Source organism: Pirellulales bacterium (assembly GCA_035533075.1).
Classification (GTDB): domain Bacteria; phylum Planctomycetota; class Planctomycetia; order Pirellulales; family JAICIG01; genus DASSFG01.
This window is the reverse complement of sequence record DATLUO010000254.1, coordinates 14,240-29,505: the sequence shown is the minus strand read 5'-3', so window position 1 is coordinate 29,505 and position 15,266 is coordinate 14,240. Positions and strand designations below refer to the sequence as shown.

The following is a 15,266-nucleotide window of genomic DNA, read 5'->3' as shown; positions in this document are numbered from 1 at the left end:
GTTAGTCCTGACGCCTGACGCCTGAAACCTGATGCCTCAAATCGGTGGGCCGGCGCTCGCAAGCTCGCTGGTCCCACCCTACGACGATAAAAAGACACAATGGGCATGGATGCCGCTGATGACTTCGTTTCCACTCGTTCCAATTCCAACGCCGCGGGCCTCCGCGGCCCGTTCCCTGCGCAACGCGATGTTCATCATCGGCGCCTGCGTCGCCTGCCAGCTTGCCTTGCTGGCTGGTTCGGTACGGGCCGACCCCTCCGGCGTCGAGCGTGCCGCGTATGCTGCCGAAGTTCGCGGTAGCGGCCCGCCAACCGCGGCGCAGCCTGCCGCGCGTCAGCCGACCAAGCCCACGCGGCAGAACGCGGGCGGCCTGCCGTTGCCGCCGCGGCACGCCGCGCCCGATGGCGACGGCGCCCCCACGAACGCCGCCCGGCCGATCAGGCCCGCCACGGGCATTACGACCGGCGTCGCCAGCCTGGTGTTGGTGCTGGCGATTTTTTTTGCCGCCGCCTGGGCGCTGCGCCGCGGCGCGCCAAAGGGTGCGGCGAAGCTGCCGGCCGAAGTCGTCGAGGTGCTTGGCCGCGCGCCGCTGGCCGGTCGACAGTTTGCTTATCTGGTGCGTTGCGGCAACAAGTTGCTGCTGGTCCACCTCACGCCCGGCGGCGCGGAGACGCTCACCGAGATCACCGAGCCGGCCGAGGTCGACCGGCTGGCCGGCCTGTGCCGCCAGGCGCATCCGCAAAGCGCGACCGCTTCGTTCCGACAAGTCTTCCAGCAGTTTTCCCGCGACAAAAACACCGTCGAGGCCACGGAATGAAGAACGAGAAAATGAATGCCGAGCGAGTTATTGCGACCCTGCTTCTCGGCCTGCTCGTCGGAGTCTGCGGACCTTCGACCGCTGTGGGGCAAGAACGCGCCAACACTCCGGCGCGGGTCGAGCTGCCCAGCATGCCCAGCATGTTGTCGGGCGGGCCGGGCGCCTGGACCAGTCCGGAAGGGCTGACCTCGTCGCTGCAGATCATGCTCACGCTGACCGTGCTGAGCATGGCCCCGGCCGTGCTGCTGATGACGACCAGCTTCATCCGCATCATCGTGGTGTTGAGCTTATTGAGGCAGGCGTTGGGCACGCAGCAGCTCCCGCCCAGCCAGGTGATCACTTCGATCGCCCTGTTTCTGACGTTGGCGATCATGGCGCCGGTCTGGAAACAATCCTACGACGAAGGGATCAAGCCCTACACGGACCGCCGCATCGGGCTGGACGAGGCCTGGACGGCGACGGTGCGACCGGTGCGTCAATTCATGAGCGCGCAGATCGAGCGCACCGGCAACAGCGACGACATCTGGCTTTTCCTGCGCTACGCGCCCGACGCCCCCACGCCGCAAAGTTACGACGAAGTGCCGCTGACGGCGCTCTTGCCCGCCTTCATGCTCAGCGAGCTGAAGACCTCGTTTTTGATCGGCTTTCAGATTTACCTTCCCTTTTTGATTCTCGACGTGGTGATTTCGAGCGTGTTGATTTCGATGGGCATGATGATGCTGCCGCCGGTGATGGTTTCGCTGCCGTTCAAGCTGCTGTTGTTCGTGTTGGCCGATGGCTGGCACCTGGTGGTCGGCATGCTGATCGAAAGCTTCGCCTGACGCCGTCTGTTGCCTTGACAGGCAGCCCTGCATCGCCCGAGTGCAGATCTCGGCAGCGGCGTGTCGGACCGATCCGCGCTTGTGCGGACTACTTTTGCAGGTACAGCCATACGAAACCAGTCGATTCTTCGCGCATGAAGGTCGCGCACTGCTCGTAGAGTTTCCGATGGTCCTCAAAGGCCTTTTTGCGCTTGGCCTCGTCGGCGGAAGTCAGTTTGTTTCCGACGATTTCCACGTAGGCCTTTTGCCAGTCCGCAAACTTCTTCTTGGACTCGGCCTCGCTCAGCCCCTCGGCCGGCGCCCTCATGAAGGCCGAATCGCCAACCAGCAGATCGAGTTTCCCGTCAACATTGACGTCGGCGACCCAGACCCGCGTCGATTCTCCGGGACCGCTTAAATCATCCTCGCTGACGAATAGCCGACCATTTTCGAAGGGGTCTGCCGCCGGTTGGATCAGCCATTCGAAAGCACCAAGCTCTGGCACTTTGCCCTTGCCGGCATGATTCTTGGCCCATTGCACGCCGCCCCTCCCCGACCCGCCGACCACGTCGATTGCGCCGTCGCCGTCCCAATCGATGACGAAGGGGTCGCTGTGACCGCCCTCGATCTGCAACGGATCGTTTCCGCTCGTAATGGCCTCGGGCCTGGGCTGAAACCTTCCCTTGCCATCTCCCTTAAACCAGTAAAACGTGCCGGCAAAGTTGCCTACCACCAGGTCGAGATGGCCATCGCCGTTCCAATCGACCGCGAACGGCCGGGTGCAGATGTTCTCCGTATCGGGTCGGCCGTCGAGCGGAATAATGAGGGGCTCGCCGTCAGTGCCGTTCAAGACCTCGGCTTTTCGGAAGCTGCCGTCCGGTTTGGCGTGCAACACTTGAAACAGCCCGGCCATGGGCGCTTCGTCGCGGGAATACGACCCGGAGAGGATGTCGTCGTTGCCGTCGCCGTCGATGTCCACCAACTGTGGAGTGGAGCTGGTGCATCACCAGACGCCCGGCACCTCAGCCACCGATCCTTCGGCCTCTAACCATTTTCCCGGCGCGAAGTTCTGTGCGTCGAGATGCTCGAAGACTTGAATCTTTCCTTGGTTGAATTGGCCGACGAATAATTGGATCTTCCCCTTGACGTTGGCCCAGCAAGGGGCAGCGAGGCCTGGACTTTCGACGCGGATGGCTGTCTCGCCAGCCTTCAAACGAACGGGCGGCTCGAACTCCGCCGCGTTCGAGTTGGCTGTGCCCGCCGCGAGTAGAAGCATCGAGAATAATTGTCTCTTCATGGCGCAATCCTCTACTGGTACGGCATTATTGGCATTTCCGGTTCCGCAACAGAAAGCTTACCACAGCTTTTGAGCATAGTCACTCACTTTCGCCCGTCCGCGCGGCTTAGCAGCCAGTTTGGACGATTTTACAGTCAGGGAATCTCGCCGATCGCGCGCAGGCCGGCGACGGCCGCCTCCAGTGAGGCGGCATACCGCAGCCCGGCGACGGCCGCGTCGGGCGCAATCTCCGGGTGGAACGCGTCCGCGTTCGGGCCAGCAAAGTCGGATCGGTTCGAACTCAACAGCACCCGCGAGTTAGGATAACCGGCGGCGGCCAGCAGGGAACTCAGCCTGAGAGCGTGGCCGAGGATGTGACAATCTTTTACCGTCCCTTTTGCCGACGATGGCTTTTGCTTGGCCGCCACGCGCTCGATTGCCCAAGACATGCCGTCATAATCCTTCTCGAGCGTGTCGGCCGCCGTCAATAGTTCACGCGATAACTGCTCAAGCTCGTTGATCAGGTCTCCGGGCGGGACTACGGGAAGGGGCGGCGCCGGTTTTCCGAGATCCGCGGCGATCTGCCAGGTGGCGGTGAACGCGCGGATGCCAACCTCGCCGTCCCGCCGCGCCGCCGGCAGATTGTCGGTCCACTCACCTGGCACGATGTCCTGCACGTAGAGCTGAACGGTCCCGGCAGCCGCCAGTGCCCGGAGTCCGAGGCACGCCTGAACCTCCGCCGCCAAGCCGCGCAACGGGGCTCGGACAATGTCGAGCAACGTGCATGTGTCCAGAAAGAGGACCGGTCGAGGGGCCGCAGTCAGGTCTGTCACGACCTGCGCGAGCGTGCTCATGGGGCGGTAGCCGCGAACCGCTCGGCCAGCTTTGCCAGCCGCCGGGAGTCCGCGAAAAACTGGTCGGCAATCTGTGCGACGGCCTCCGGTTCCCAACCGCTGTCCGCCAGCCACTTTTCCAAGTCGCCCCGGTTAATCGCGACCTGCTCGGCCAGGCAGCCGGAGACCAGATCATCCCACGACTCTCGCAGCCGCTCTGGCAACGGCCACTGGCCGTCGGCCGTGTCAGCGAACTGGTTAAGCAGCGTCACAGCGGCCGAGTTGATCGCAGTTCGTGGACCGAACGATGGCCGCGTGCAGCGAATGCCGGCCGCATTAGCGGCGGCCAGCACGCAATCATCGGTGAACTCGGCGACCAGCCGCGCGATACGTACCGCATCGCCCGACGGTGGATGGCGGAGCACCTCCGTTGGGCCGCCGCGCCCGCGGGTTGTCGTTACCCGCTCGAGCCACAACCGCACCGCCGCATCGCCCTGCCGGTCGAAAAGGTAGCAGCGGACACGGTCACGCCGCGGGCGGGTCTGCTCGTAGGCATGGTCGCGGGTCCAGTCGGCCGGTAGCGTCGCGTCGACCGTGTCCAGGAAGCGGTCAACGACCGCCGGCGTACCCCGGTACAGCGAAGTACGCCAATCGCGAAGCGAGATGAACGGATCGACAGAAGGCATGTATGCTCCTTCGAATGGATGAAACCAATTATACAACACGGGCTTCCCGCCAGCCACGGCGTGCTTACAGCTTATAGCCTTTTTGGCGGAAAATGGGAGCGGCGATGCGCCTCAGGTTGCCGCCGAAAATCTGCAGCCGCTCGTCGTGCGTGAGGTCGGCATCCAAAACCTTGGAAAGCTCCGTCGAATAAGAACGTGACGGCCCGTGCCCGCCCCACACCAGCCGGCCGGCGCCCATCTGGCGGATCGTGAAGTCGACCTGGCCCGAGTGCGGGTCGGAGCCGCTGAACTCGATCAATACGTTCTCGTGCGGCCGCACCGCGCGGACTCCCAACTCCCAGTCGCCGCCGGAATGCCCGCAAACGAGCGGCACGTCGGGAAATCGCTCGGCCAACAGCGCCACATCCATGGGGGTCGATTCGCCGGGCACGTTGTCGCCGCCAGGCCGGCGCGGCTTGCCGCCGACTTTGAGCCAGGTGTGGATGTAAATCACGGCCTGCAACTCGGCGGCCAGGCGAACGATCGCGTCGTTGTCGCGATGGCTGCAGGCGACGCCCCCCGGGTTTCCGCCGTAATACTTGATGCCGATGCACGGCCCTTGGGCCACCCACTCCTCGATCTTGCGGCAGCTTTCGAGAGGCTTTGAGGGGTCGATGGGAATCAATCCAGAGACTCGATCGGAGTGGTTTTCCAAGTACTCGCGGACCTCTTTCTTCTTCTCGTCGGGAAGGGTCGTCCCCAGCGGATCGGCCGCCGAGCCGGCGATGTCGAGCGCAAGCATCCGCTCGATCCCCATCCGCTCGACATAAAACAGGTTCTCTTCGTGCGAGCGAATGCCCGCATTCATGAAGCCGTGGTAGTGCATGTCCCAGATCCGCAGCTTTACCAGATCGTCGCGCGTCGGCAGGCCGTAATCGGCCGGATTCAAGGCAAATTCACGAGCGTCGGGGGAATTCATCGTCTTTTCTCCGGATGGGCAATTCAGTCAGCGTACCTGCGAGAGGGCCACGAATCAAACAATGCCTTGACGGTCGCGTGGCCTCAGTAATCGATGATCTTGTTTCCAAACAGCAACCGGTCGAAGTCGGCCAGGCGGAACTCGCGGCGCTTGGCGATGCTCTCGTCGACCAGCCGCATCAGCGCCTCGGCCTCGATGAACGCCACGCTGCGAATCGGCGTGCCGGCCATGAAGCCGGCCAGCTTGTCGAGATCGTCCGGGCGAAAGCCGTGGCCGACGACGGCGAAGTAGACCCGTTCGATGCCCGTCAGCGCCAACTCGCGCGTGTGCCGCACGGCGTATTCGCAAAACTGCCGGTCGTCGGTGCCCAGGGCATATCCGCGCCGCCGCACCTTGGCGTCGATGATCACCGCGAAGCGTTCCTGCGCGGCGATGGCCAGGCAATCGGCCACCCGCCCGCAACCCTGCCCCAGCTCGCGCACCTCGAAGCCCAGCGAGCGGAACGCCTCGGCACAACGCTGCTCGAACTCGATCGCGACGGGCGTCAGTCCGCCCCGCGACCAGCCGCAGGCGAGCTGCGCCAGGTCGCCCAGACCGGCGGGCAGGTGCGGAAACCGCTCGTCGATGGGCAGGTGGGACAGTTGCCCCCGACTGTCATCCTCTCCGGAGCCATCGGCGGCCGTGCCCGCGGCAACCGGGGGCGGTTGCTCCACACTCTCCGCTAACTTCCACAGGCGGTCTTCGCGTTCGACGACTCTTAGCCCGATGTTCAAGAACCGCGGATCGCCGTTTTGCTCGCGGACGGTGACTTCGCTGACGGTTTCGGCCGCATCGGCGCCGGCGGCGGCCGCCTTGCGAACACGTTCTTTCTTGATCTGCCGTCGTTCGCGGCTGCGGGCAAAGCCGGTCATCGCCTCCGACCAGAGCGTATCGTAGCGGGCCGTCGCGCGGGCGCGCATCTTCTGGGCCAGCGAGTGCGTATCGTGCCGGCTGAGCCAACTCTCCACGTGAGCGACGATATCGCTGATCCGCTGCTTCGTCACCTGGTAGTCGGCGGCGACCTCTTCGAGGCATTTGCCCTCGAGTCTGACTCGTTCATAGATCGCGCAGTTCCTTGCGCTCGGCTTCCGCCGCGGCCGGCCCCGCCGGTTCGACGGTGTGGGCAATGAGCTACCGCCTCGATTTATCGTTGACATAAGAGAATTATCGTTGACAAAAACAAAATGTGTATCCGTTTTCCCAGTGCTTCAACCCTTGATCTACTCTCCGCTTACGAAGCCGCCGCTGCGCCGGTCGATTTTTGCCCGCAACGATAAATCTGGGGGGTTGGGTCGATTTTGGATTTTGGATTCCGGCCCCGAAGGGGGTCGCACTCGATAGCCCAGGGTGCGGCGTAGCGGAACCCTGGATTTGCTTCGACCCCTGCCAGCTTGCCTGGCCGGTGAAGCAGTTTGGCGGGCTAAGCGCGCCAGCAGGACGGAGATTTTCGACCCCTGCCAGGCGAAGCATCCGCTAGTTCCATCTGTGCCTTCCGCGCCAGCAATTTCGCGCGCAATTCCGCTCGGCTGGGCTGCGTTGCTTCGATTTCCTGCCGTAACCGTTCCGCCTCCTGTCGTCGCGCGTGAAGGTAATCGTCGACCTCCGTGCGGTGCCGAAGGTAATACGCGATGACTCCATAGACATCCGCCAGATCCAGCGTCGGGAAGCCTTGTGCGATCGCCTCCGGTTCGGCTCCGTTGTTGAAATGCTCGACGACGACGTCGAGCAGCACCTGCGACTCGCCCACTCGGACGACGCCGAATTCGTCGACGCGAAGCGGAACAGGATCGGTCTCGATCGCCAGCGGCATAACATCTCCTTGTTTCCAGGATGATCGTGAAACGTGGCGCCCTCGGCGTCCATCCGAGCCACACGAGCGAATAGCCTATTCTCCCAGCAAAGACGGCTTCAGGCAACAATCCGCAAAAGCAACGGACCGACCGTCGCGCGGCACCTGGAGTCGCGCCCCGTTGGGGCTTGCGATCTTGTCGGCCCCACGGACCCGGGGTTCCGCTGCGTGTACCCTGGGCTATCGAATACGCCCCCTTCGGGGTCGAGAAGGCAGCTCCGCGAGCGCCGTGCGCGGCAAGATTCTCTGTGTTTTACCGGCGCGTTGGCTTGGCGTGCATGCACCACAGGCAATGGCGGGCACGTCGTGAATCACGTAAACTGCCGAATGCCGCCGCGGTTGGTTGCGGCGTCCGAAAGGAGAAGCCGGCGATGTCGTCCTACGAACCCTGGCAGATTGGGCTGACGATCGCCGCGGCGATTTTCGCCGTGATGGCAACCTATAGCCTGGCCGGGCTGGTCGCGGTGTGGGGCGCTCGGGGCCGCGGCCACTGGTTTTGGAAATTGGCCGCCGTGTTGGCGTTCTGCTCGCTTTGGCTGGGTACGGCCGATCCGCGGCTGTGCCTGTTTTTTCTGAGCCAGACGGCGGTCGTGCTGCTGCGGCTGGGGCGATTGAAAAGCCGTTCCGATCGGACGCAGCCGCCAGCATCCGTTGCGACCGCCAATCGAACCGATGCACCGCGGGGCCGCCGCTATTCGCTGGCCGAGATGTTGCTGGCCTTCGTGCTATTGAGCGGCCTCTTGGCAATGCTCGTGCGGTTGCCGCCGCAGGTGCGCTGGGATTGGTATCTGGACGTGCTGCCGGGCGGAGTGATGGGTGGCTTTACGCTCGTCGCCGTGTGGGCCGTCGAAGGCAAACAAAGTGTTTGGCTGCGGGCCGCGGCGCTCATCGTCGCCTTTCCGGCGCTGCTCATGGCAGGCTGGCTCTGGCTGGCGCGATCGGCGCGCGGGCCGTTCGGCCGGGCGACGGCGGCGGCGGCATTGCTGTTGATCGCCCTCTTGCCGGCAAGAATCTACTGGACCGCGTACCGATTGCGGTTGCTCGCCCACCCATCGCCGTTGGCTGAAAACGGCTATGTCGATCTGCTGCGGGCGGCCGAGGCGATTGATAATAACTGGGCCAAGGTCGATACCCTGTCGGGCGATGAGCTGCGGGCCTACCTGCACAAGCAAGAGACCGCAATGGCGCTTTTGCGAAGAGGCTTGGCTCGTCCCTGCCAGGCGGTGCTGTATGAAACGATGAACGACAACCGGCTCTCGGCCGAAGGCCGGCGGATCGAGAAACTGTCGCAGATTCTTGCCGCACGGGGGCGTCAGGAGTTAGAGGACGGGTCGCTCGAAACGGCCGTCGAGAGCTACCTCGCCGACATCGAGTTGGGGGCCGCGATCGCCAACGGCGGCGTGATGATGCACGATGGCTTCGGCTTTGTTTCTGAGCGGCTGGGAATCGAGGGCTTGCAGAAGATCGTCGCACGACTCGACGACGACGGCTGCCGCAAACTGGCGGAACGACTGGTGGAGATCGACGCTCGCCGCGAGGCGCCCGATGCCAGCGTGGCCCGAGAACGACTCTACTACGCGCGAGCCTATCCGTGGAGACATCGCTTGCATATCCTGAACCGCGCCTTTCTTCCCAACGAGGCGCTCACGGATGACGTTCTATTTGACGCCACCGGCGGCGAAAAACGCGCACGGCTGCGGCTGTTGGTCTGCCAACTGGCACTGCGGCGATTTTGGCTGTCGAACAAGGATTATCCGGAAGCCCTCGAGGAACTCGTCCCCCAATATCTTGCTGCGGTGCCGCTCGATCCCTTTAGCGACCGGCCATTGGCCTACAAAAAGCTGCCCGCGGGCTACGTGCTTTACAGCGTCGGGTATGACCGCGTCGACGATTCCGGCGCGCCGACGGTGCCGCTGACGTTGCCCATTCCCAAGGGCGATATCGTCGTCGCCGTCGATTTGCCACCGGCCGGGGGCAACCCGTTAGAATAGAGCGAGGCTGGTCTTGTGCTGGCCACTACAATGGGAGCGGCCCGATGCGCGCAAAGATTCGAGCGCTGTTTCGCTTTCGCGCGGCGCAACCGATAATCTAGGCTGGATTTGCGTCAAAAAACATTCTAGATTGACTAGCCCACTAGAAACCGATAGTCTTTCGGCATAGAATGGTTGTGCCTAAATCATTGCTGCAAAACGAGTTGGGAATTTCACAGACCGAGCTATCGTGATGTCAGAACAGCCTCGCACCACCCTCCGGCGAAGCAAGGATGCAATAGGAGCAGCGGATGAATTGGTCGCCCGTGAATCCAATGTTCCTCGAGCAGACGATGCCGGGATATTGGAAGAGGAACGCGAACGCGCGAGACAGGAAGAGATCGAGAACCTGCGGGCTCAGCATCAAGCCGAATTTGAGCGAGTCAAGGGTATTATGCCATCGCTCGAGGAGCTTCGCGCTCTAAGCGTTGAGCCGTCACAAGAACTGCTCGACGACGAGTGGCAATAGGAGCCACAGCGGAGAACACAGCGTGCCTCGGTATAAGCAGGGCGACATTGTTCTCGCAAGAGTGCGCGATTCGGAGGGGAAACGAATCACCTGGTCGCATCCGGTAATCGTCCTGAATGAAGATCGAGACATCGACCCTACAACAAACGTCTCGATCGCTGCGAACGGATGCTCGCCGAGGAGAAACTCGACGAGTGCAAGGCTCGGTTGGATTCGTCCGCCTCGCTGGACCCGCGGCTGCTGGAACTGCTCGATTCCGCGGCGTCGCGGGTCGTCGAGGCCGAGTTGGACCGGATCGTCGTGGAGCTCGACGTAGACTTTCGCGTGCTGCCGGAGGGCGCGATCGTCGAGGCGCGAGAGCATCGCGACTTGATCGTGCCGCGGCTGATGGGAGCGATCAAAGACGCGATGGCCGCGGCCCGCGGACCGGGCGCAACGGTCCGTGTCCTTGCGGCAGTGGAAAAAAGTTCAAGAAGTGTTGCGGGGCGAGAGCGTGATGGTGGCGCTAATTGACCTCGTCGGCCATCGTCGCGCCCTTTGCCGAGAGAACAATCCACACACTATAGTTCGTCTCATTACGCAGCTTTCTGGTAGTTCAACAACGGCCGTTCCCGGTTCACGAACGCACCAAGCCAGTCGAGCCGGTCATCTCTTTTGGCGGACGGAAGCACCAGCGTTTTGAGAACAAGGCTTTCCTCCATGTCGGCCTGAAGCCATCGAGGAAGTCCTGACTTAAGATGCATTTCGATGCGCTTGTGAAGGTTCTCAGTCTCCCCGGCATAGATGGGACGGTTTACGTCATAAAACACGTACGTGCCTGGGAGGGTGGCTATCATAGACAGATCGACTCTTCGCAGCGGTCCGGCCGCAACCAAATCATATTCGGTCGTGTTCCGAGGCATTGGTCTAAGCCGGTGAGTCTTTCGTAGATTCAGAGCGGCGCACCGTAGCTTTATGACCGGCTGAGTTGGCGCCAATTGCCGGGCCAACTCGTCGAATCGTTCACGCATTGTCGGGTCGCAGAGCATGCGATCCAGGGTTACCCCTTCCGTCCGTTGAAGGGTGCGCACGGCGATCTCTGACGCGAAGGCATACTCGTCGTAGTCCGAAAAACCGGCGCGCTTCGTTGCTCTGTTCAGGCGAGCGCTGTATCTGGTCGTCTTCCGGATGTTCATTAGCGCATGGTTCAGAACCCAAGCGCCATGCCGCAATCCGAGGCTTTTGCATTTCTCAAGAAAGCGAGCATTGCGGCCCGGCTCAACGATCACCCAATCCGTCGAATAACCGTCGTGCGTCGCGTTAAAGGCATCCACGACCACCTCGTAGGTTAACCCTTCGCTGTTCCAAAGAGGGATGGAAAGCTTGCAGGCGGCAAGCTGGTTGAGGCTGACTCCCTCGTGACGCGCCTCGATGTCGAGCTTTTGGTGGACCGTTTTGGGGATGCGGACGACGAATTTGCCGCTCTTCTCGGACGGAGCGGCCCCATGAATCACGCCGAATTTCCTCATCAGTGAGATTATCGATCGCTTGCGTCGAGTACAAATAATCTGCCAGTCGGCGTTCGAGGCGATCCCGCGATTCGATCACAAAGACGGCTTGATCTATTGCGACCCGCCGTATGTCCATGGAACTCGCGCAAAGGGAAGCACCAACGTTTATGGCGCGGAAATGAGCGACGACGATCACCGCAGACTCGCTGAACTTCTACGTTCGTGCAAGGCGAGGATTGTGCTGAGCGGCTATCCGTCGCCTCTCTACGAGGAACTTTATTCCGGTTGGAATCGGGTCAGTTTCGACATTGCGAATCACGCCGCCGGCGGCAAAAAGAAGGCGCGAGAGACAGAATGCCTTTGGATGAACTTTTAGCGGGTCGCCGTCACCGCCCGGCCCTCGCCAGCCGGGCCGCCTCCCTCTGTGCATCCGGCTGCTCATCGGGCCGGGCAAAGAAACGGGCGCGAGCACGCCAGGCGCTCCAGTAGTAGACGGCCACGCTCTTCCGCGAAATGTCGGCCGGGCAGGCGAGAGGCTGACTGTGCCCGTGGTAGCTGTGGCTGCTGGTCTCGAAAAGAATCGCGCGGTTGAAGAGCGGCGCGATCCGCTTGATGATGCGGCTGGCAGTGCGGTCCCAGAGCTCCAGGTGCCCGCCCCAGTCGTCCTGCCAGCCTCCGGCCTTCGACCAGTCGGTGCAGTAGACGATCAGGTTCAAGCGCCGGGCCAGGCCGGTCGCCGGCTGCCGCTCATTGTCGAGGTGCGTGCCGAGAAATCCGCCCGGCTCGGTCACGTGCAGGCCGCCGCCATAGAGCGACGCGTCGGAGACCAGGCCGTCGATGCCGGTCAGCCACTGGCAGATCGTGGCGGCGGTCGGGCTGGTGAGCAGCGTGAGAAAGTCGCGGCAGGCGGCGGGCATCGCTTCGAGCTTATTGCAGGCCCGTTTGCCGCGCTCGTCGAGATCGTCGTACCGCACCCAGGCGTCGTGCGGCACGTCGTCGAAGCCGGCGGCCGCCGCCCGTAGCGTCGACTCCGGCGCGAAGTTATCGAGCACCAGGTGCGGGAAGGGATCGGCCGACATGAAGTCGTGTTGGATCATGGGAGGGTTCGGGGTTCAGGATGCGGGATGAGGGACGCGGGATGAGGGATGAGCTCGCGCAAAGTAAGACGTAGAGGGAGGAGCCGGCTTTAGCCGGCTTGGACCGTCTGCCACCAGCTTGAGCTGGTGGTTTGCGGGGCGGAGGGAGATTTGATAGCCGGCTTCAGCCGGGCTTCTCGACTGTGGCTTTAGCCCTTGCGCGGCGGTTTTCCCGCGCGGCGGTATGGTCGAGAAGCCGGGCTAAAGCCGGCTCCAGGAAAAAGCAGGGTAGCCGCGAACCACCAGCTAAAGCTGGTGGCAAACGGACGAAGCCCGGCTAAAGCCGGCTGAAAAGCATTCACGCCATGACAAGGCCCAAAACCTAAGACCTCTTCAACAGATAAAACCCCCTTGGACCGTTGGGCGCGGCGTCGTCTTGCCAGAGCGTCTCCTGGGCGAACCCACATTCGTTGAACAGCCGAAACAGTTCCGGCCGCGTGAGCCAGAACGAACGCGGGCCGAGGCCGCTCTGCTCGTCGTGCCAGCCGAACTCACCGGCCCAACAACCTTCGTAGCCGTCGATCGCGTCGAGCGGCTCCTCCGGCCGCGCCGTGTGTGTGTCGAGGGCCATCATGGGCGCCATAGCCGCGATGCTTCGCAGATGCTCGACCGGATCCTCCAGGTGATAGAACACGCCGGAGTGATAAACGAGGTCGAACGTACCGAGCTCCGCCATTCGCCGGGCGTCGTGCAGCAGCAGCCGCGGCTGAAAACCGAAGGCCAGCGAGCGGGCGAACGTCTTGATGACGCAACTCGGCCGCACGTCGAAGGCGGTCACGTCGGCGCCGGCGCCGCACAGGCCGACGGTGAGGTGCCCGTCCAGACAGCCCGGCTCCAGCACGCGCCGGCCGGCCAGCGCGGCGGGGCCGAGGCGGTCGAGCAGCAACTGCAAACGGGTATCGACGAGCGGATAGTCCCAGTCGCCGCCGCCGACGGTCCGTCCGGCCGCGTCGCGCTGGAACATGAGCCACTTCAGGTTGCCGTTGATGTCGGCGAGCTGCTGGTCGGTGATCGTGATGTGCATGCGGCAGGGATGAGTGGTTAGTGGTTAGTGGTTAGTGGTTAGCCACGATCAGCGGCCGCTAACCACTAATCACTAATCACTAACCACTCTTCACGCTCGCGTGGCGATCACCAGCAGCCGCCGTTTATCGCCGTCATGAACGATGGCGTCGAACTTCACGTCGATGAAGCCGGCCGCTTCCAACAACTCGCAAATCTCTTCCTTGCGATACGACTTCGAGAACGCGCCAAAGCCCCAGCCGCTCTCGAACGAGCCGATCTGGGCTTCTTCGGTCGCCGGCCAATCGACGCCCGTCTCCGGCACGTCAAAGATCAACCTTCCGCCCGGCACCAAGGTGTGCCGGCAATTCGTGGCCGCAAGCTGAAACGTCGGGCAGAGCCGCTTGAAGATCAGCGTCGCTACCACGAGGTCGAATCGGCCGAGCGGCTCCATGTCTTTGACGCTTTCGACGTCGCCCCAGGTGAAGGTGCGATTTTGGATTTTGGATTTTGGATTTTGGATTGCTGAGGCACCTGTCGGTTCATTGTGTGCGCTGGCGTATTTCTGCCGCAGCTCTCGACTGCGCTGCGGCGACAGGTCGACGCCGGTGTAGGCGGCGAAGGGCACGCGCTTGCGGCGCAGGGCTTCGATGAACCGACCGTAGCCGGGGCCGATCTCCAGAATCCGCGCGCGGGCCAGCTTGGCATAGCGGCCGACCGCGGCCACGATGTTGTCGCCGGGCAAGATACGGCCCCAGGTGAGCCACTCGCGTTCGATGGCATGGCCCCAGCGCCATTTTGCCCGTTCGTTGAGCGAGGCCACGCGCACGTCGTCGCTCCAAATGCGCGGGTCGTAGAGGCCGAACTGCGTGTCTTTGGGATAGCGCAGTTCGGGCGGATAGAACCGCTCGCAGTCGTCGGCGAAGAAGCGGTTCGGAAACGCCTCGACCGACCAGCCCACGCCCTCTTTGGTGATCGGATTGCCGAGCGTGTGCCAGTCGTCTTTGGCGAACAGGCTGGCGTTGTGGAACCACCAGAACGTGCCCGGATAAATCCACAGTTTTTCCAACTCGAACGAGACGCCGTACATCGCTTTGCGCGAAAGCGCCTCCATGACGCGTTCCGGGTAGTCGAGGCAATGGTGATACATACACTCCGCCCAGCGCTTTTCGACGGCATGGACGGTTCGGGCACGCGAGACGCCTTTGGCATGAGCGTAGAACGTGACCACCGACGGGTCGCTGGTTTTGACGCGCCGCAGCAGCCGCGGAAAGCTGCCGGCTTCGCGGAGCCGCGGATCGTTGGGCATTTCGATGAATTCGAAGCGGTGCCCGGCCACGCGGCGTTTGACCGTGGCGGCATCGAGCGATTCTTCATCGGTGACGATGGCCATCACACGGCGGCCGTTGAACAACTCGATGCGTTTCAGCAATTGCTCGATATTCCACAGCCAGAGGTCGCTGTTGGCGACGGGCCAGACGTGATAGAGCAGATTGCGCGTCTTGATGGCGCGGCGCGGCTGCTGGGTGCAGCGATTGTCGTCGAGCGGGCCGGGCATGTTTTTGACGGCGATCGAGAGCGGCTCGCGCACCGCCGGCACCATCGGCCGGCTCAGCGGCGCGGCGGCGCGTGGCATGAGTCCGGCCGCGATCAGCGATTCGTGGATATGGCGTGTGAGGCTGGGCATGTTGGTAGTATGGCGGGCGAGTGGCTTGGGTTGGTGCGCGGACGAGGGATGAGAGATGAGAGATGAGCGGGCCGCGTTCGTAGCCCCGAAGGGGCGTGATTCGATAGCCCAGGGTACACGCAGCGGAACCCTGGGATGTCGAGCCGCGCGAAACCGTAGCCCTGAAAGGGCGCGATTCCCCGGCGCGGCGATGG

Annotated in this window: 16 protein-coding genes; 5 read left to right on the top strand and 11 right to left on the bottom strand. The window is 62.9% G+C overall.

The window, feature by feature from the left end; all coding sequences use genetic code 11:
- Positions 1-31: 31 nt before the first annotated feature.
- Positions 32-817, top strand: a complete 786-nt coding sequence (locus tag VNH11_31655) for a flagellar biosynthetic protein FliO (protein HVA50941.1) — start codon at positions 32-34, stop codon at positions 815-817.
- Positions 814-1,638: a flagellar type III secretion system pore protein FliP gene (gene fliP, locus VNH11_31650; GenBank protein ID HVA50940.1), complete on the top strand. Its 825-nt coding sequence runs from the start codon at positions 814-816 to the stop codon at positions 1,636-1,638. Before VNH11_31655 ends, fliP begins: the two co-directional genes overlap by 4 nt.
- Before the next feature lie 88 nt (positions 1,639-1,726).
- On the opposite strand, the gene VNH11_31645 is transcribed toward fliP, so the two are convergent.
- From VNH11_31645 to VNH11_31615, 7 genes are all read right to left on the bottom strand, one after another.
- Positions 1,727-2,596 carry a VCBS repeat-containing protein gene (locus tag VNH11_31645; GenBank protein HVA50939.1) on the bottom strand — a complete coding sequence of 290 codons (870 nt, stop codon included), beginning with the start codon at positions 2,594-2,596 and terminating at the stop codon, positions 1,727-1,729.
- A gap of 24 nt (positions 2,597-2,620) precedes the next feature.
- The gene (locus VNH11_31640; protein HVA50938.1) at positions 2,621-2,914 is read right to left on the bottom strand and encodes a hypothetical protein; all 294 of its coding nucleotides are present in this window, start codon (positions 2,912-2,914) and stop codon (positions 2,621-2,623) included.
- A 134-nt stretch (positions 2,915-3,048) separates the two neighbouring features.
- Positions 3,049-3,747: a hypothetical protein gene (locus tag VNH11_31635; GenBank protein HVA50937.1), complete on the bottom strand. Its 699-nt coding sequence runs from the start codon at positions 3,745-3,747 to the stop codon at positions 3,049-3,051.
- Positions 3,744-4,412, bottom strand: coding sequence for a hypothetical protein (locus VNH11_31630; GenBank protein HVA50936.1), 669 nt, complete (start codon positions 4,410-4,412; stop codon positions 3,744-3,746). Before VNH11_31630 ends, VNH11_31635 begins: the two co-directional genes overlap by 4 nt.
- Positions 4,413-4,476: 64 nt before the next feature.
- The gene (locus VNH11_31625) at positions 4,477-5,370 is read right to left on the bottom strand and encodes an amidohydrolase family protein (GenBank protein ID HVA50935.1); all 894 of its coding nucleotides are present in this window, start codon (positions 5,368-5,370) and stop codon (positions 4,477-4,479) included.
- Positions 5,371-5,453: 83 nt separating this feature from the next.
- Positions 5,454-6,536 (bottom strand): hypothetical protein, encoded by a 1,083-nt coding sequence (locus tag VNH11_31620; GenBank protein ID HVA50934.1) that lies wholly within the window; start codon positions 6,534-6,536, stop codon positions 5,454-5,456.
- A 293-nt stretch (positions 6,537-6,829) separates the two neighbouring features.
- A complete protein-coding gene (locus VNH11_31615) occupies positions 6,830-7,219 on the bottom strand; it encodes a DUF433 domain-containing protein (protein HVA50933.1) in 390 nt (129 codons plus the stop codon).
- Between the two features lie 410 nt (positions 7,220-7,629).
- Between VNH11_31615 and VNH11_31610 the strand changes: the two genes are divergently transcribed.
- From VNH11_31610 to VNH11_31600, 3 genes are all read left to right on the top strand, one after another.
- Positions 7,630-9,249, top strand: coding sequence for a hypothetical protein (locus VNH11_31610; protein ID HVA50932.1), 1,620 nt, complete (start codon positions 7,630-7,632; stop codon positions 9,247-9,249).
- Between the two features lie 232 nt (positions 9,250-9,481).
- Entirely contained in the window at positions 9,482-9,757 is a 276-nt protein-coding gene (locus tag VNH11_31605) for a hypothetical protein (protein HVA50931.1), read from the top strand.
- Positions 9,758-9,925: 168 nt separating this feature from the next.
- Positions 9,926-10,270 carry a hypothetical protein gene (locus tag VNH11_31600; protein ID HVA50930.1) on the top strand — a complete coding sequence of 115 codons (345 nt, stop codon included), beginning with the start codon at positions 9,926-9,928 and terminating at the stop codon, positions 10,268-10,270.
- Positions 10,271-10,332: 62 nt separating this feature from the next.
- On the opposite strand, the gene VNH11_31595 is transcribed toward VNH11_31600, so the two are convergent.
- The 4 genes from VNH11_31595 to VNH11_31580 all read right to left on the bottom strand — a co-directional run bounded on the left by VNH11_31595 (position 10,333) and on the right by VNH11_31580 (position 15,072).
- Positions 10,333-11,265, bottom strand: a complete 933-nt coding sequence (locus VNH11_31595; GenBank protein ID HVA50929.1) for a toxin-antitoxin system HicB family antitoxin — start codon at positions 11,263-11,265, stop codon at positions 10,333-10,335.
- Between the two features lie 368 nt (positions 11,266-11,633).
- Positions 11,634-12,344 carry a 2OG-Fe(II) oxygenase gene (locus tag VNH11_31590; protein ID HVA50928.1) on the bottom strand — a complete coding sequence of 237 codons (711 nt, stop codon included), beginning with the start codon at positions 12,342-12,344 and terminating at the stop codon, positions 11,634-11,636.
- Between the two features lie 361 nt (positions 12,345-12,705).
- Positions 12,706-13,407, bottom strand: a complete 702-nt coding sequence (locus tag VNH11_31585; GenBank protein ID HVA50927.1) for a methyltransferase domain-containing protein — start codon at positions 13,405-13,407, stop codon at positions 12,706-12,708.
- A 90-nt stretch (positions 13,408-13,497) separates the two neighbouring features.
- Positions 13,498-15,072, bottom strand: coding sequence for a class I SAM-dependent methyltransferase (locus VNH11_31580; GenBank protein ID HVA50926.1), 1,575 nt, complete (start codon positions 15,070-15,072; stop codon positions 13,498-13,500).
- Positions 15,073-15,266 lie beyond the last annotated feature (194 nt).

What these genes read in the sequence shown, in the direction of transcription:
- VNH11_31655 (HVA50941.1), top strand. Translation starts at nt 32, where the DNA reads ATGCCTCAAATCGGTGGGCCGGCGCTCGCAAGCTCGCTGGTCCCACCC.
- fliP (HVA50940.1), top strand. Translation starts at nt 814, where the DNA reads ATGAAGAACGAGAAAATGAATGCCGAGCGAGTTATTGCGACCCTGCTT.
- VNH11_31640 (HVA50938.1), bottom strand. Translation starts at nt 2,914, where the DNA reads ATGAAGAGACAATTATTCTCGATGCTTCTACTCGCGGCGGGCACAGCC.
- VNH11_31635 (HVA50937.1), bottom strand. Translation starts at nt 3,747, where the DNA reads ATGAGCACGCTCGCGCAGGTCGTGACAGACCTGACTGCGGCCCCTCGA.
- VNH11_31630 (HVA50936.1), bottom strand. Translation starts at nt 4,412, where the DNA reads ATGCCTTCTGTCGATCCGTTCATCTCGCTTCGCGATTGGCGTACTTCG.
- VNH11_31625 (HVA50935.1), bottom strand. Translation starts at nt 5,370, where the DNA reads ATGAATTCCCCCGACGCTCGTGAATTTGCCTTGAATCCGGCCGATTAC.
- VNH11_31615 (HVA50933.1), bottom strand. Translation starts at nt 7,219, where the DNA reads ATGCCGCTGGCGATCGAGACCGATCCTGTTCCGCTTCGCGTCGACGAA.
- VNH11_31610 (HVA50932.1), top strand. Translation starts at nt 7,630, where the DNA reads ATGTCGTCCTACGAACCCTGGCAGATTGGGCTGACGATCGCCGCGGCG.
- VNH11_31605 (HVA50931.1), top strand. Translation starts at nt 9,482, where the DNA reads ATGTCAGAACAGCCTCGCACCACCCTCCGGCGAAGCAAGGATGCAATA.
- VNH11_31600 (HVA50930.1), top strand. Translation starts at nt 9,926, where the DNA reads ATGCTCGCCGAGGAGAAACTCGACGAGTGCAAGGCTCGGTTGGATTCG.
- VNH11_31595 (HVA50929.1), bottom strand. Translation starts at nt 11,265, where the DNA reads ATGAGGAAATTCGGCGTGATTCATGGGGCCGCTCCGTCCGAGAAGAGC.
- VNH11_31590 (HVA50928.1), bottom strand. Translation starts at nt 12,344, where the DNA reads ATGATCCAACACGACTTCATGTCGGCCGATCCCTTCCCGCACCTGGTG.
- VNH11_31585 (HVA50927.1), bottom strand. Translation starts at nt 13,407, where the DNA reads ATGCACATCACGATCACCGACCAGCAGCTCGCCGACATCAACGGCAAC.
- VNH11_31580 (HVA50926.1), bottom strand. Translation starts at nt 15,072, where the DNA reads ATGCCCAGCCTCACACGCCATATCCACGAATCGCTGATCGCGGCCGGA.